A 15,264-nucleotide genomic window follows, 5' to 3' on the forward strand; every position below is an offset into this window, starting at 1 on the left:
CCCATTAGCCCGGAAATCGGGGCTGGCTTAGTCCTGCTTCATCATGGTGCCGGTCTCTTCCATGCGCAGGTGGAAGTCGAAGGCGTGGCGCAGGTCGTGCGGGGTTGCCTGGTACTTGCACTTGGAAGCGAGCTCGACGTACTCCTCCAGCAGCGGGCGGTACGACGGGTGGGCGATGGAGATCATCTTGGCCACGCGGTCGCGCGGGGCCAGGCCGCGCAGGTCGGCCACGCCGTACTCGGTGATGAAAACCATGGCGTCGTGCTCATTGTGGTCGATGTGGGACGCGAACGGGACGATGGCGGAGATAGCACCGCCCTTCGCCACCGACGGGGAGATGAAGGAGGAGATGTAGGCGTTTCGGGTGAAGTCGCCGGAGCCGCCCAGGGCGTTCATCAGGCGGGAGCCGTTGATGTGGGTGGAGTTGGCGTTGCCGTAAATGTCCGCCTCGATCATGCCGTTGGACGCGATCAGGCCGGTGCGGCGGATAACCTCCGGGTGGTTGGAGATGGACTGCGGGCGCAGGATGATGGACTCGCGGTAGCGCGACGCCTCGTTGTTCATCTTCTCCGCGTACTCCGGCGACAGGGAGAACGAGGTCGCGGACGCCACGGTCATCTTGCCAGCGTCGATGAGGTCGACCATGCCGTCCTGGATCACCTCGGTGTAGGCCTGGATGTTCTCAAACTTGGAGTCCATCAGGCCCGCCATCACAGCGTTGGGGACGTTGCCCACGCCGGACTGCATGACGTAGCCGTCGTAGGCCAGGCGGCCGGCTTTGACCTCGTTTTCCAAGAAGTCCAGGAAGTTGCCGGCGATCTGCTCGGAGATTTCGTCCGGCGCCTTGAACGGGGCGTTGCGGTCCGGGTCGTTGGTCTTAACGACGGCGACGACCTTCTCCGGGTCGATCTCGATGTAGGTGGTGCCGATGCGGTCGCCGCACTTGGTGATCGGGATCGGGATGCGGTTCGGCAGCGGCGGCACGGTCCAGATGTCGTGCATACCCTCGAGCTCCTCGGACTGCCACTCGTTGACCTCGATGATGATCTTCTTCGCGGCGTTGAGGAACTCCACGGAGTTGCCCACCGAGGAAGACGGGACGATGTTGCCCTCTTCGGTGATGCGCACTGCCTCGACGATGGCCAAGTCCACCTCGCCGAAGAAGCCCTGCTCAACCATCATGCCGGAATGCGACAGGTGGATGTCCTGGAACTTCATCTCGCCGGCGTTGATCTTTTTACGCATGGTCGGGTCGGACTGGTACGGCATGCGGTAGCGCAGCGCACCGGCCTCTGCCAGCACACCGTCGCACTCCGGGGCCGTGGAGGCGCCGGTGTACATGTCGATGGAGAAGTCCTGGCCCTTCTCGTGGGCAGCCTTCGCCTTCTCCGCAATCGCGGCCGGCAGGGCCTTGGGGTAGCCGGCGCCGGTGAAGCCGGAGGTGCCGACCTTGTCGCCGTGGTTGACAAACTGGACGGCCTCTTCGGCGGACATGACCTTGTCGCGCAGCTTGGCGCTTGCAATGCGGTCGCTCATGATGCTCCCTCAAATCGTTTCGTGCGGGTAGATAACATTCCCCACAATATTGTGACGTACGCCCCACTGCCAGAATTCGGGCGGAGTGCGTCGTAAAGCAACTGCTTATCGACGGGACCGTACCCCCGAACGGGCGTAAACCCGACGATTGGACGGGACACATGCTGCACAGGAAGAATGGGCCGCACTATGACTGCAGTTGCCCCCGCCCTGACAATCGGCGGCATTGATCTGAGCTCCCCCGTCATCCTCGCGCCGATGGCCGGGGTGACAAACATGCCGTTTCGCGTGCTGTGCCGCGAGATCGAGGAAGAGCTCACCGGCACCTCCTCCGGCTTGTATGTCTGCGAGATGATCACGGCGCGCGCCATGGTGGCCCGCAACAAGAAAACCCTGCACATGACCACCTTCGCCGACGTGGAGACCCCGCGGTCGATGCAGCTGTACACCGTGGACCCGAAGTTCACCTACGAGGCGGTGCGCATGATCGTGGATGAAAACATCGCCGACCACGTGGACATGAACTTCGGCTGCCCCGTGCCCAAGGTCACCCGCAAGGGCGGCGGCTGCGCTATACCGTACAAGCGCCGCCTCTACGGCAACATTGTCGACGCAGCAGTGCGCGCCGCCGAAGGCTCCGGCATCCCGATCACGGTGAAGTTCCGCGTCGGCATCGACGACGAGCACCACACGCATCTCGACGCCGGAAGGATCGCCGCCGACGCCGGCGCGGCCGCCGTGGCGCTGCACGCCCGCACCGGCGCCGAGCGCTACTCGGGCGTGGCGCACTGGGACGAGATCGGCCGCCTGGTCGAGCACATGGACGGCACCGGCGTGCCCGTTATCGGCAACGGCGACATCTTCGCCGCCGACGACGCGGCGAAGATGATGGAACAAACCGGCTGCCACGGCGTGGAAGTCGGCCGCGGGTGCCTGGGACGGCCGTGGCTGTTCGCCCAACTCGGCGCGCAGCTGCGCGGCGAGGACATCCCGCCGGAGCCCACCTTGGGGCAGGTTGCAAGCATCATCTACCGCCACGCGGAGCTGCTGGCCGCCCACGACGGCGAGGAACACGCCTGCCGCGACATCCGCAAACACACCGGCTGGTACCTGCGCGGCTTCCCCGTGGGCGGCGAATTCCGCAAGTCGCTAGCCCAGGTCAGCTCCTTAGCAGAGCTGAAAGAGCGCCTCGCCCCCATCGCAGACTCTGAAGAGAAGGCCCAGCACGCCGACGACGCCCGTGGGCGCCAAGGCTCAGCCGGCAAGATTGCCCTACCCGAGGGGTGGCTGGACGACCCGGAGGACGACACCGTGCCGGAAGGCGCCGAGATTGAAAATAACGGCGGGTAACACCCCTCGGTTCCCGTAGCATGAAGCCATGCTACGCACTGTGTACAGGGAACATCTCCAGGCCTTCAACGAAGACGTCCTCGAGATGTCCGACTCCGTGCGCGAAGTTATGGAATATGCCACAGCCGCGCTCTTGGAGCAGTCTTTAGAGGACGCCGAGGCCGCCCTCACAGCCACCGACGCGCTCAAAGAGATCAGCCAGCGCTGCGAAGAACGCAGCATGAGCCTGCTCGCGCTGCACAGCCCCGTCGCTTACGACCTGCGCCAAGTGATCTCCGCGCTCTACATCGTGGAGAGCTTCGAACGCATGGGGTCCCTTGCGAAGAACATCGCGCTGTTGGCCCGCCTGCGCCACCCCTCCCCCGTCTACCCCGAGCAGCTGAAAGGCTACATCCAAGAGCTCGCCCGCCTCGTCCACGAGATGGGTGCCGCGACGCGGAAACTGCTGGTCGAGCCTGACGCCGACGCCGCCGTGGAGCTGCACACTATCGACGAAGGCGTGGACGACATGAAGGCCTTCCTCAGCAACCTCGTGACCGACCGGGAATGGCAGTTCACCAACCGGGAAGCCGTCGACGTGTCTATGCTGGCGCGCTACTACGAACGCTACGCCGACCGCTGTGTCAGCGTGGGCCGCCGCATGGTCTTCCTCATCACCGGGCTCAAACCTGAGACGTACGTACAGCAGCGAGACGAGGTGGACTACGACCCGATGGAGAAATTCGCCACCATCGAGCGCAAGTTCCGCACCCAGAAATAGGCGCAAAAAGGGCGACGCCCCTTACGGTGCGTGGTGCACCGTAAGGGGAGTCGAAAAGCGGAGAGCTTTAGCCGAAGCGACCGGAGATGTAGTCCTCGGTCTCCTTCTGCTCCGGGTTCTCGAAGATGGTGGTCGTGTCGTTGAACTCGACCAGTTTGCCCGGCTTACCGGTGGCCTCGAGGGAGAAGAACGCGGTCTTGTCGGACACACGCGCAGCCTGCTGCATGTTGTGGGTCACGATGACGATGGTGAAGTCGTTCTTCAGCTCGTGGATGAGGTCCTCCACGGCCAGGGTGGAAATCGGGTCGAGCGCGGAGCACGGCTCGTCCATGAGCAGCACCTCCGGGCGCACCGCGATCGCACGCGCGATGCACAGACGCTGCTGCTGACCGCCGGAGAGGCCGCCGCCCGGCTTGTCCAGGCGGTCCTTGACCTCATCCCACAGGTTCGCGCCGCGCAGGGACTGCTCAGCGACCTCCCTGAGCTTCTTCTTGTCCTTCTCACCGGACAGGCGCAGGCCCGCGACGACGTTGTCCTCGATGGACATGGTCGGGAACGGGTTCGCCTTCTGGAACACCATGCCGATGGTGTTGCGCACGGCAACCGGGTCGACGTTCTTGCCGTAGATGTCGTGGCCGTCGAGGAGGATCTCGCCCTTCACGGACGCGTTGGGGATGACCTCGTGCATGCGGTTCAGGGTGCGCAGCACGGTGGACTTGCCGCAGCCGGACGGGCCGATGAAGGCGGTCACGGCCTGCGACGGGATCTGCATGTTGACGTTCTGCACGGCGTGGAAGTCGCCGTAGTAGATGTTGACGTCGTTGAGTTCGAGCTTGGTAGACATCTGGGTTTCTCCTGAGTGGGTGGGAACGCGGGTGGGGTTACTTCTTGACCGAGTAGCGCTTCGCCACGAAACGTGCGAGCAGGTTCAGGGTGACAACGAGGATCACGAGCGTCAGCGCCGCGCCCCAGAGTCGGTCGTTTGCCGGGCCGGTTGCACCGGACTTCCACATGTCCAGCATGAACAGCGGCAGCGAGGACTGCGGCTTGTCAAACATGTTGAACCAGTTGGTGGTCGGGGTGGAGCCGACGAGGATCAGCACCGGGGCGGATTCGCCCATCACGCGCGCGATGGCGAGCATGACACCGGTGACGATGCCGGACAGCGCAGTCGGCAGCACGATGCGCATGATGGTTTTCCACTTGGGCACGCCCAGTGCGTAGGAGGCCTCGCGCAGGTCCATCGGAACCACACGCAGCATCTCCTCGGTGTTGCGGACCACAACCGGGATCATGAGCAGGATCAGCGAAAGCGACACCGCGAAGCCGGAGCGCTGCTGGCCCAGGATGGTGATCCACAGGGCGTAGACGAACAGCGCCGCAACGATGGAGGGCACACCGGAGAGGATGTCCACCATGAAGGTGGTCAGTTTGCCCAGCCTGTTGCCGTTGGAGTACTCCACCAGGTAGATCGCGGTGAAGATGCCGATCGGGATGGAAAACAGCGACGCAACCAGCGTCTGCATGAGGGTACCGGCGATGGCGTGGAGTGCGCCGCCGCCTTCCTTGGAGGAACGCACGCCGACCATGTCCTGGGTCCACCAGGCCGGGTCGAGCACGGCGCCCAGGCCGCGGGAGACCACGGTGATGAGCAGCCAGAGCAGCGGGATCAGCGCGAGGATCATGCACAGCCACATCAGGCCGCCCATGATGGAGTTGGTGGTCTTGCGGCTTGAAGCGATGTCCGTGAACGGGCTCTCGCCGCTGCCGCGGGAGCTGCGTGCCGGAGCGGGGTTTTGGGTAGCTACCTGGGAGGAGCCGTTGTTCGGTACTGCAGTAGACATTTCTGCTTTCCGCTCCTTACTTGTTAACGATCGCACGCGCGATCGAGTTGACGATGAAGGTCAGTAGGAACAGCACCAAGCCGGCTGCGATGTAGGCGCCTGCGGAGACCGGGTTGTTGAACTCGGCCGCGGCGTTGGCGATCGCGGTGGCGAAGGTGGTGCCGCCGTCGAACAGGGACCCGCGGAAGTCGTTCGCCGGTGCAACGGCCATGTACAGCGCCATGGTTTCACCCAGTGCGCGGCCCAGACCCAGCATGGAGCCGGCGATGAAGCCGGACATGCCGAACGGAATCACGGTCATGCGGATAACTTCCCAGCGGGTGGCGCCGAGCGCCAGTGCAGACTCGATCTGGCCGGGAGGGGTCTGCACGAAGATCTCGCGGGCGGTTGCGGCGATGATCGGCAGAATCATGATGGCCAGGACGATGCCACCGGTCATCATGTTGCGGGCCGTGGCGAACGGCGGCGAGTTCTGGTAAGTGGCGAACAGGAAGAAGTCGCCGCCCCAGCTGTTGACCCACTTGTAAAAGTGGCCCAGCAGCGGGCCGAGCACCTGCGCGCCCCACAGGCCGTAGACGATCGACGGCACAGCGGCGAGCATGTCCACCAGGGTGCCCAGCGGGCGAACCAGCTTCTCCGGGCAGTAGTTGGACAAAAACAGCGCCACGCCGAGCGCAATCGGCATCGCGATGATCAGCGCGATCAGGGAAATGGTCACCGTGGAGAAGAACAAGTTCGGGATACCGAACTTCATCGCCTCCAGGTTCGACGTCTGCCACTGGCCGCCGTAGGTGAGGAAGCCCAGCACGCCGCGGTCGTTACGCATCAGGGGCGGGAGGGCCTGGATGAGCAGGAAGATGCCGATCGCCGCGACCAGCACAGTGATCAGGGTTGCGGAGATGGTGGAGAGGAACTCGAAGACGCGGTCGCCGGGGCGCTTCACACCGGAACCTTTGCCGGAGTCGCCCGTCAGAGGAGCCTTTTCCTCGTGTTCCTTGGTCAAAGTGGTGCCCGTGGAGTTCTGGATTACAGGATCAGTGGTGTTCGCGGGCCCTGCGCCGCGGTCGAGGTGATCGTTAGCAGCCATATGCTCGAATCCTTCGAAGATGAATCATTGTGGACGGCGGAAATTGGGGCTCGCGCTCCGCGTCTCCGCATAGAGAGACCCCCCGAGATCGCAATCTGAGGGGGTCTATCTGCCTGCCGCGGCGTTTAAGACCGCAGAGGCCGGTTTGCCAGCGTTTACTTGATGGCGTTGATAGCCTCACGCAGACGCTCAGCGTGTGCACCCTTGACCGGGATGAAGCCCTCGGAAGCGAGCTCCTCATCCTGGTTGTCCAGTGCGACGTTGAGGAAGTCCTTGACCATGTTGGAGGTGGACTCGTCGTAGCCTGCGGAGCAGACGATCTCGTAGGTGGTCAGGACCAGCGGGTATGCGCCAGCGACGTCGGTCTTGAACAGCTTGTCAGTGTCGACGACCATGTTGTGGCCCTCGGTCTTGAACTCGAGGTTGTCCAGGGTCTTCTCAACAGCCTCGTCGGTCAGCTCGACCGGGCCGCCACCGAAGTCGATGTTGGCCTTCTTGTCAGCGAAGCCAGCCTCAACGTAGGTGATTGCACCCTCGGTTGCGTTGACCTCCTGTGCCACACCGGAGGAGCCGTTGGCGCCGGTGCCCACAGAGTTCGGGAATGCCTTGCCGGTGGACTCCCACTTGCCGTCGGAAGCGGCAGCCAGGAACTTCTGGAAGTTGTCGGAGGTGCCGGACTCGTCGGAGCGGTAGAAGACGTTGATCGGAGCGTCCGGAAGCTCGACGCCCTCGTTGTTCTCGGCGATCTTCGGGTCGTTCCAGGTGGTGATGACGCCCTGGAAGATCTCGACGATGTTGTCGACGGTCAGGTTCAGCTCGTCCACGCCCTCGAGGTTGTAGGCGACGGCGACCGGGCCGATGACGAACGGCAGGTGCCAAGCCTCGTTGCCGCCGCAGCGCTCTGCAGCAGCCTCAACCTGGTCGTCCTTCAGCGGGGAGTCGGAGCCAGCGAAGACAGCCTGGTTGGCGATGAAGTTCTTCTGGCCGGAGCCGGAGCCGGACGGGGTGTAAGCCAGCTGAGCACCCGGAACCTCGGATGCGTAGACGGACGCGAAGTAGTCCATCGCGTTCTGCTGGGAGGAAGCGCCCTCAGCAACGAGGGTGCCTTCCTGGCCGGAGAGTTCGTAGTCGCCGGACTTCTCGTCGCCGTCCTTGCCGTCCTTGTCGTCGGAGGAAACAGCCTCGGTTGCGGACTCAACAGCTTCGGTAGCTGCGTTGTCCTCGGAGTCGCCGCAAGCGACGAGGGAAGCGGAAGAGAGGGCAACGACGCCAGCGATTGCGGCGGTGCGCTTGAAGTTACGGATCACGGGATACCTTTCCGGTGCTAACGGGTCAGTTTCGAGTGTCGGAGCAACTGTCCGAATACTCACAAGTGAAAACCTACGGAACCCTGGTTAATGGCCGGTAGCCAGTTAGGTGAATAACCGGTGAACTCCCGTCCATCACACTGTTTTCGCAGGTTAAGGCCAGGCTACTTGTACACAACGTGACTTTCATCAACTTCGAAGCCGAGCTGCAAATACCGCTTCACGGCGGGAACATTATCCGCCTCAACATAGAGGATGACCTGCGGTGATCCCCCTGCAACAAGGTGGTTCAACCCCATCTGCATCAGCGGTCCCCCCATCCCCTCCCCCCGATGCCGCGAGGCGAGCCCAACCACATACACCTCACCCGTCCCATCGGAGTGGCGTTTGGTCCAGTGGAACCCAGCCAACTGTTCGCCCTCATACAGCAATTGCACACCGGCGGGGTCGAACCAGTCGGCTTCCATCGCGCGGTGTAGCCGCTCCAGGTCCCAGCCACCTTGCTCGGGGTGCCAGGAAAACGCGTCGTTGTTCACTTCGACCCACTGCTTCTCGACGGCGTCCCGTCCCCAACGCTCCACCGCATCTACGTAGTCCAGAGCTTCGAACCCACCCGGCAGCTCAGGCCCGCCACTAGGGATGTCATCGGCGGAAATCCCCATCACCAGCAGTTCTCGAGACACGTTGAGTCCCAGTTTCGCCGCGAGCGCCTTAGCCCCCGCAAGGTTGCCGTGCGCCCACAGGCCAGCATCGGGGTTTTCCGCACGAACTTTGCGCGCCAACGCTTCGCCGATCCCCTTGCGGCGGAAGTCAGGGTGCACGACCAGCTCCGCAGAGCCGTCCTCCGCCAGCCCCGCGCAGGCGACAACGCCGCCGCCGTTTTCGACCAGGAAGTGGGTGTGGCGCACGCGCTCGTCGTCAAGCCCCTGCACAAAGCTTTCAGAAAAGGCGGCGATGCCATCGGTATCTTCGGCGGCCTCAAGCAAGGGTCGCACGCGGTCGCCGGGCAGGTGGACGCTTAGGATATCTGCAGTCATGGCTCCCAAGGCTACGTGCGGGAAGGAGGGCGCGGTGAAGAAAGCGGCGGTGGTTGCGGTAGCGCTCGTCGCAGCCCTCGGGCTTGCGGATACCGCGCTGGCCTCGCATGTGGAGCACTGCCTCGCGCGCGACGGCGTGGAGGCGGAGGTCAGCGCCGTGCCGTTTGTGTGGTCGGGCATCACCGGCCGCGTCCCCCGCGTCACCGTGAAACGCACCGACGCGGACATTCCCGGCCCCGGGGTGGGCACCGTGAGTGTAGAGATGTTCAACCTGAAGCTGGACAACCCTGCGGATGCACTGCGCGGCGAGGTCATCGGCGCGGATGCCCGTCTGGTGCGCCGCCGCATCCGTCTGGACGGCGTCGGCTTCGGCGAGCTGCTGGGCATCACCGATCTGGACATGGCCAACCCCTACGACATCTCCCCCACCGGCGGCGTGGCCAGCGAGGCGCGCCTGACCGGGACTGTGCCCGGCGCGCGGGAGCCCGCAACTGTGGTGGTCACGCTGCGGCTTGTCAACGGCACGTTCCACATGCGCCCCAGCCAACTCATCGACGTCGCAGCTGGCGAAGAACAAACCGTGCTGGACGGATTCACCTTCGACCTGGACACCCGCGAGCTGCCCCTGGGCGGGCCCGCGGACTTGGTGCAGCTGCGCGGCGGTTCGTTTGAACTATCCCGCGATCGCGTTAATACCGTGGTGGAACCCGCGGATCTGGAGCCGCTGGCGGGAGCGTCTACGCTGGGAAAGCATGACTGAACAGAACAACACCCCAGAAGACAACAAGCTCAACGGCAACGACGCTGTAAACCTCGCGGCGGAGCAGTCCAAAAACACCGCCCACCGCAACATCCCGGAGCTGGGTTTCGAGGACATGCCGCTTGCAGCGGACACCGCGAACCTGCGTTACGGCCCCTCGCTCCACGACGGCCTGTTGGCCCTGCTGCCGCTCGTCGGCGTGTGGTCCGGCTCCGGCCAGGCCAACGATCCGTCCGACCCGGAGGGCGAGGAGTACGCCTTTGGCCAGCAGCTCATTGTTTCCCACGACGGCGAGAATTACCTGCGTTTCGAGTCCCGCATCTGGCGCCTGGATTCCGAGGGCAACGCCACCGGCGCGGACCAGCGCGAGGTGGGTTTTTGGCGCATCTCGCTCAAGGACGAGATCGAGGTGACGCTGACGAATTCCCGCGGTTTGGTGGAGATCATGTACGGCGGGCTGGTCAACGAGCGCGCATGGCAGCTCACTAGTGCCTCCACCATCGCCACGGAGACCGGCCCGGCGGCCCACGGCCCAGGTAAGCGCCTCTACGGCCTGATGCCCAACAACAACTTGGGCTGGGTGGACGAGCGCGTCGTCGACGGCGAGTCGGTGCCCTACATGTCCGCCGAGCTGAAGCGGGTGGCGGGCTAGCCTATCGTGTCTTCGATGAGCTGCCTGATCTCCGACGCGTTGTCGGGGGCGGGCAGCTTTTCGCCGTCGAGGCGCTTCACGCGCGCGGCGATGCGGGTGGAGCTGACCAGCCAGACCGACTCCGCCTTGAACAGCTCGTTGAGGTAAATGTCTTTGGTCTTGCACTTCCAGCCCAGCTTTTCGGCGTGCTCGAAGACGGCGGCCTGAGTGGTGCCGGCCATCACGCCCGCCCCGGGGGCTGGTGTGCGCAGGCGGCCGCCCTTTTTCACCATGAGCACGCTCGATGTCGCCCCCTCAAGGACGCGCCCGGTCTCCGGGTCGACGTAGATGATGTCGTCCGCGCCCTGCTCGCCCGCCCAGCGCAGGGCGGCCATGGTCAGCGCGTAGTTGAGCGTTTTCGCGCCGTCTCGCATCCACGGCACGTCGAGGTCGATGGCGTAGCCGCGCGGGGTGGTCAGCACATTCACCCCGCGTTCGCGCTGGCGCAGCACCTTTTTCGGCAGCGGCTGCACGGTGATCCACGCGGTGGGCACCCCGGTGGTTTCGCGGCCGCGGGTCATGGTCCAGGTGCACTTGGCCTCGATGTCCGGGGCGTCCCCGCGCTCCCGGCAGTAGTCCGCCACGGCTTCCTCGGTCGCGCGAATCCAGTGTTCGCGCCCCGGCTCCGGCAGGCCCAAAAGTTCCGCGGAGCGCGCGAACCGTCGCAGGTGCTTGTCCAGGTTCTGCGGTTTGCCCCCACGTACCAGGATGGACTCGAAGATGCCGTCGCCGCGCGTGACGGCCGCGTCGTCCCAGAACACGTGCGGCATGTTCGGGTTCTGGCGCCGCACCGAGCCGCCGAACGGCTCCACCAGGTAGATTACGGGCGCTGGCGTTAGCTGGGGAAAAACCATAGTGCCCCTATGATAGGCGCCCATGGGTTACGCAACGGAGCTTTTGACACGTCCCGGCGCACAGGAGCTGCCCGGGCCTTCGCTTCTCGACGCCAAAGGTGTCCCCTGGCACTACGGCAACCCCCTCGTGGAGCAGCGCATTACCGAGCCGACGCTGGTGGACCGCTCCCACCGCGCCGTCGTCGCCGTCTCCGGGCCGGACGCGCCGGCGTTCCTGAACAACCTGCTGTCGCAGAAGTTGGACGACGTGGCCGACGGCTTCGCCGCCTCCGCCCTGGACCTGGACGCGCAGGGGCGGATCCTGCACCACGCGGACGTGGCAGTAGCAGGCGGTGTCTACTACTTCGATCTGCCCTCCTACCAGCGCGAATCCTTCGTGGACTTCCTGCGCAAGATGGTGTTCTGGTCCGAGGTGACCATTGAGGAGCCGGACCTGGGCGTGCTCTCCATTCTGGGGCCGGTGGCGGAGCCGGACCTGGGCCAAGTGTTCACCCGCCGCCTCGACGGCTGGGGCGGGATCGGCCGCACCGACATCGCGGTGCCGAAGCCGCAGATTTCCCAGGTCGCCGACCAGTTCCCGCTCGCGGGCCTGATGGCGTTTACCGCCTACCGCGTTGCCGCCGGCGAGCCGGAAACGCGCGCGGATCTGGATGAGAAGTCCATCCCGCACGAGGCGCCGAACCTGATCAACCGTGGCGAGGCCATCCGCGCCGTCCACCTGGAAAAGGGGTGCTACCGCGGGCAGGAAACCGTCGCCCGCGTGGAAAACCTGGGCCGCTCCCCGCGCCTGCTGGTCAAGCTGCAGTTGGACGGCTCCTCGCCGAACGAGCCGGAAATCGGCGCGGAGATCACCGCCGGCGGGCGCAAGGTGGGCAGGCTCGGCACCGTGGTGCACGACGCCGACGAGGGACCGGTCGCGCTCGCGCTGGTGAAGCGTTCTGCGTTGCAGGCCCCGCTGGACATCGACGGCACGGCGGCGTCGGTGGACCAATCGTCGCTGCCAAAGGATGAGGGTGAGCATGCGGGGCGTCGTGCCGTCGATAAGCTGAGGCGCGGACCTGAGAGCCAGCTATAAGTGCTGTTCAGACCCCCGAAGCGCATTTTTCCTGAGCGCAAGCTATAGTGTCCTACAGGAAAATATCGTAAATAAGTATGAGGCCGCCTCTTAAGAAGGCCGCCCAAGAACCACCTCAAGGGGGTCACGCCATGGGCCGCGGACGCGCAAAAGCCAAGCAGACCAAGGTTGCTCGCCAGCTGAAGTACAACACTCCTGAAATGGACCTGGATTCCCTGCAGCGAGAGCTTGCAGGCCAGGCCCCGCGACGCAGCTGGGACGACGACGAGGCTGAGGTGGACGACCAGTACGCGGAGTACGCGGACTGGGACGACGAGGACGACGACCGCTAACGTCCACAGCCTCAATGAAAAAGCACCCCTCGCGGGGTGCTTTTCCTTTTACCTAGTACTGCGGGTGCGAACCGGTCAGCACGGCCCGGGCGGTGTCGCCCTCGCCCGCGGCGCGGACCTCGCCGAGGTCCCACGCGTCGATGTGGCGCGCGGCCAGGATCGCCAGGGCGCGGTCCCGGTCCTCCGGGCTGACCACGGCGACCATGCCCACGCCCATGTTGAACGTCTTTTCCATCTCCTCGTCCGGCACCTGGCCGACGGACTTGATGGTGCGGAAGATCGGGCCCGGCGTCCAGGCGGTGCGGCGCATGTCCGCCACCAGGCCCTCGGGGATGATGCGCTCCATGTTGCCGGCCAGGCCGCCGCCGGTGACGTGGCAGAAGGTGCGTACATCGCACTCTGCGGCCAGCGCCAGGCAGTCCAGGGCGTAGATGCGGGTCGGCTCCAAAAGCTCCTCGCCGAGAGTGCGGTCCAGCTCCTCCATCTCGGCGTCCAACGGCAGCCCGGCGCGCTCCAGCAGCACGTGGCGGGCCAGGGAGTAGCCGTTGGAGTGCAGGCCGGAGGACGCCATCGCGATGATGGCGTCGCCCTCGCGGACCTTGTCCGGGCCGAGCAGTTCGGAAGCCTCGACGACGCCGACGGCGGTGGCGGAGACGTCGTACTCGTCCGGGTCCATCACGCCCGGGTGCTCAGCGGTCTCCCCGCCGAGCAGGGCGCAGCCGGCTTGGACGCAGCCCTCGGCGATGCCGGAGACGATCTCGGCGACCTTCTCGGGCACGACCTTGCCGATGGCGATGTAGTCTTGCAGAAACAGCGGCTCGGCGCCGCAGACGACTAGGTCGTCCACGCACATGGCCACCAGGTCGATGCCGATGGTGTCGTGCTTGTCCATTGCCTGCGCCACAGCGAGCTTCGTGCCCACACCGTCGGAGCCTGCCGCCAGCAGCGGCTCTTTGTACTTGCCCAGCGCGAACAGGCCGGCAAACCCGCCCAGGCCGCCGCGGACCTCCGGGCGGGTGGCGCGCTTGGCGTGCGGGGCGAAAAGCTCCACGGCCTTGTCGCCGGCCTCGATGGACACGCCGGCGGCTTCGTAGGACACGGGTTGCTGTTCAGTACTCATTTAGGCTTCTGCACCTTTCTGGATGCGTCGGACAAGGTCGGCGTTGGGGTTGCCCTCCGGCAGGCCCAGCGGGTAGTGGCCAGTGAAGCAGGCCGCGCAGAGGTTTTCCTTGGGCTGGTTCAAGGCGGCGATCATGTCGTCGATAGGCACGAACGCTAGTGAATCCGCCCCGACCATCGTGCGGATGGACTCGGCGATCGCCTCCTCCGAATCCGTGCGGCCGTGGTTGGCAATCAGCTCGCCGGGGCTGGCGAAGTCGATGCCGTAGAAGCACGGCCACTTCACCGGCGGCGAGGCGATGCGCACGTGCACCTCCGCCGCGCCCGCCTCCCGCAGCATGCGGATGAGTTTGCGCTGCGTGTTGCCGCGCACGATGGAATCGTCCACCACCACGAGCTTCTTGCCCTCGATGACTTCGCGCACCGGGTTGAGCTTCAAGCGCAGGCCCAGCTGGCGCAGGGTGTCGGAGGGCTGGATGAAGGTGCGGCCCACGTAGGCGTTTTTCATCATGCCCTGCTTGAACGGGATGCCGGACGCCTCCGCGTAGCCGATCGCGGCTGGCGTGCCGGATTCCGGCACGGGCATGACCAGGTCCGCCTCCACTGGGCTGACCTTGGACAGGCGGCGGCCGATCTCGATGCGGGACGCGTTGACGGTCTGGCCGTCGATGACAGAATCGGGGCGCGCCACGTAGACGTACTCGAACACGCAGTGCGCCTTCGGGGTCTCGGCGAAGCGCTCGGAGTGCACGCCGGTCTCGTCGATGGCGACCATCTCGCCCGGCTCGATGTCGCGGACGAAGGAGGCGCCCACGATGTCCAGCGCGCAGGTCTCGGAGGCAACCACCCAGCCGCCGTCGAGGCGGCCCAGCGACAGCGGTCGGACGCCGTGCGGGTCGCGCGCGGCATACAATGTGCGCCCGTCGGTGACCATGAAACAGAATGCGCCCTTGACGCGGGGCAGGAGTTCACGTGCGGCGTCGAGAAGCGTCTTGCCCTCGGTGACCAGATCGGCCAGCAACGCAGAGACCACCGCGGTGTCCGAGGACGAGCCCTGGCCATTTACCCCGGTAGGAGAAATGAGCTTCTTCTCAATCGCCTCGTTCTGCAGCTCCAGGTAGTTGACCAGGTTGCCGTTGTGCGCCAGCGCGATGTCCGTGCCGTTGGGCGAGGTGCGGAACATCGGCTGGACGTTCTCCCACGAGTTGCCCCCGGCCGTGGAGTAGCGGGTGTGGCCGATGGCCACATCGCCCTGCAGCGCTTCCAGCGCGGGTTCGTCGAAGACCTGGCTGACCAGACCGGTGTCCTTGAACACCACCAGCTTGTCCGGGTCTCCCACCGCGATACCGGCGCCTTCCTGGCCGCGGTGCTGCAACGCGAACAAGCCGAAGTAGCTCAGCTTGGCCACGTCCTCGCCCGGCGCCCAGACGCCGAACACACCGCACTCGTCGCGCGGGGTGTCGCTGTCGATGTCGAAGTCCTGACTTGGTTTAGGGCTCTCCGTAAACACGC

At 65.1% G+C, this 15,264-nt stretch carries 15 protein-coding genes; 6 read left to right on the forward strand and 9 right to left on the reverse strand.

From position 1 onward, the window contains the following. Positions 1-27 precede the first annotated feature (27 nt). Positions 28-1,536, reverse strand: a complete 1,509-nt coding sequence (scpC, locus tag CAFEL_RS09110; RefSeq protein WP_194560744.1) for a succinyl-CoA:acetate CoA-transferase ScpC — start codon at positions 1,534-1,536, stop codon at positions 28-30. 189 nt (positions 1,537-1,725) lie between these two features. Between scpC and dusB the strand changes: the two genes are divergently transcribed. Together dusB and CAFEL_RS09120 are read left to right on the forward strand one after the other, a co-directional pair. After that, positions 1,726-2,886, forward strand: a complete 1,161-nt coding sequence (gene dusB, locus CAFEL_RS09115; protein WP_194560743.1) for a tRNA dihydrouridine synthase DusB — start codon at positions 1,726-1,728, stop codon at positions 2,884-2,886. 28 nt (positions 2,887-2,914) lie between these two features. Next, on the forward strand, positions 2,915-3,646 hold the full coding sequence (locus CAFEL_RS09120; protein ID WP_194560742.1) for a phosphate signaling complex PhoU family protein: 732 nt from the start codon (positions 2,915-2,917) through the stop codon (positions 3,644-3,646). A gap of 67 nt (positions 3,647-3,713) precedes the next feature. Here the strand turns inward: CAFEL_RS09120 and pstB are convergent, their stop codons facing one another. The 5 genes from pstB to mshD all read right to left on the reverse strand — a co-directional run bounded on the left by pstB (position 3,714) and on the right by mshD (position 8,921). Further along, positions 3,714-4,490 carry a phosphate ABC transporter ATP-binding protein PstB gene (gene pstB / locus CAFEL_RS09125; RefSeq protein WP_194560741.1) on the reverse strand — a complete coding sequence of 259 codons (777 nt, stop codon included), beginning with the start codon at positions 4,488-4,490 and terminating at the stop codon, positions 3,714-3,716. Positions 4,491-4,527: 37 nt separating this feature from the next. Beyond that, positions 4,528-5,490 (reverse strand): phosphate ABC transporter permease PstA, encoded by a 963-nt coding sequence (gene pstA / locus CAFEL_RS09130; protein WP_194560740.1) that lies wholly within the window; start codon positions 5,488-5,490, stop codon positions 4,528-4,530. Positions 5,491-5,506: 16 nt separating this feature from the next. Then, positions 5,507-6,577, reverse strand: a complete 1,071-nt coding sequence (gene pstC / locus CAFEL_RS09135) for a phosphate ABC transporter permease subunit PstC (RefSeq protein ID WP_194560739.1) — start codon at positions 6,575-6,577, stop codon at positions 5,507-5,509. Positions 6,578-6,732: 155 nt separating this feature from the next. Next, on the reverse strand, positions 6,733-7,884 hold the full coding sequence (gene pstS / locus CAFEL_RS09140) for a phosphate ABC transporter substrate-binding protein PstS (RefSeq protein ID WP_194560738.1): 1,152 nt from the start codon (positions 7,882-7,884) through the stop codon (positions 6,733-6,735). Between the two features lie 164 nt (positions 7,885-8,048). Beyond that, the gene (gene mshD / locus CAFEL_RS09145; RefSeq protein WP_194560737.1) at positions 8,049-8,921 is read right to left on the reverse strand and encodes a mycothiol synthase; all 873 of its coding nucleotides are present in this window, start codon (positions 8,919-8,921) and stop codon (positions 8,049-8,051) included. Between mshD and CAFEL_RS09150 the strand changes: the two genes are divergently transcribed. Continuing rightward, positions 8,920-9,681, forward strand: a complete 762-nt coding sequence (locus CAFEL_RS09150) for an LmeA family phospholipid-binding protein (protein WP_194560736.1) — start codon at positions 8,920-8,922, stop codon at positions 9,679-9,681. The genes mshD and CAFEL_RS09150 overlap by 2 nt on opposite strands. Further along, positions 9,674-10,333, forward strand: coding sequence for a heme-binding beta-barrel domain-containing protein (locus CAFEL_RS09155; protein ID WP_194560735.1), 660 nt, complete (start codon positions 9,674-9,676; stop codon positions 10,331-10,333). The genes CAFEL_RS09150 and CAFEL_RS09155 overlap by 8 nt, the downstream gene beginning before the upstream one ends. Here the strand turns inward: CAFEL_RS09155 and CAFEL_RS09160 are convergent. Beyond that, positions 10,330-11,226: an aminodeoxychorismate lyase gene (locus tag CAFEL_RS09160; RefSeq protein WP_194560734.1), complete on the reverse strand. Its 897-nt coding sequence runs from the start codon at positions 11,224-11,226 to the stop codon at positions 10,330-10,332. The genes CAFEL_RS09155 and CAFEL_RS09160 overlap by 4 nt on opposite strands. A gap of 22 nt (positions 11,227-11,248) precedes the next feature. Here CAFEL_RS09160 and ygfZ point away from each other — a divergent pair, with 22 nt between their 5' ends. Continuing rightward, the gene (gene ygfZ / locus CAFEL_RS09165) at positions 11,249-12,301 is read left to right on the forward strand and encodes a CAF17-like 4Fe-4S cluster assembly/insertion protein YgfZ (protein WP_194560733.1); all 1,053 of its coding nucleotides are present in this window, start codon (positions 11,249-11,251) and stop codon (positions 12,299-12,301) included. A 131-nt stretch (positions 12,302-12,432) separates the two neighbouring features. Continuing rightward, positions 12,433-12,633: a DUF3073 domain-containing protein gene (locus CAFEL_RS09170; protein WP_181889030.1), complete on the forward strand. Its 201-nt coding sequence runs from the start codon at positions 12,433-12,435 to the stop codon at positions 12,631-12,633. 52 nt (positions 12,634-12,685) lie between these two features. Here the strand turns inward: CAFEL_RS09170 and purM are convergent, their stop codons facing one another. Further along, positions 12,686-13,753 (reverse strand): phosphoribosylformylglycinamidine cyclo-ligase, encoded by a 1,068-nt coding sequence (purM, locus tag CAFEL_RS09175; RefSeq protein WP_194560732.1) that lies wholly within the window; start codon positions 13,751-13,753, stop codon positions 12,686-12,688. After that, positions 13,754-15,262 (reverse strand): amidophosphoribosyltransferase, encoded by a 1,509-nt coding sequence (gene purF, locus CAFEL_RS09180; protein WP_194560731.1) that lies wholly within the window; start codon positions 15,260-15,262, stop codon positions 13,754-13,756. Between the last annotated feature and the right edge of the window lie 2 nt (positions 15,263-15,264).

It is taken from the genome of Corynebacterium afermentans subsp. lipophilum (genome assembly GCF_030408375.1).
Classification (GTDB): Bacteria; Actinomycetota; Actinomycetes; order Mycobacteriales; family Mycobacteriaceae; genus Corynebacterium; species Corynebacterium lipophilum.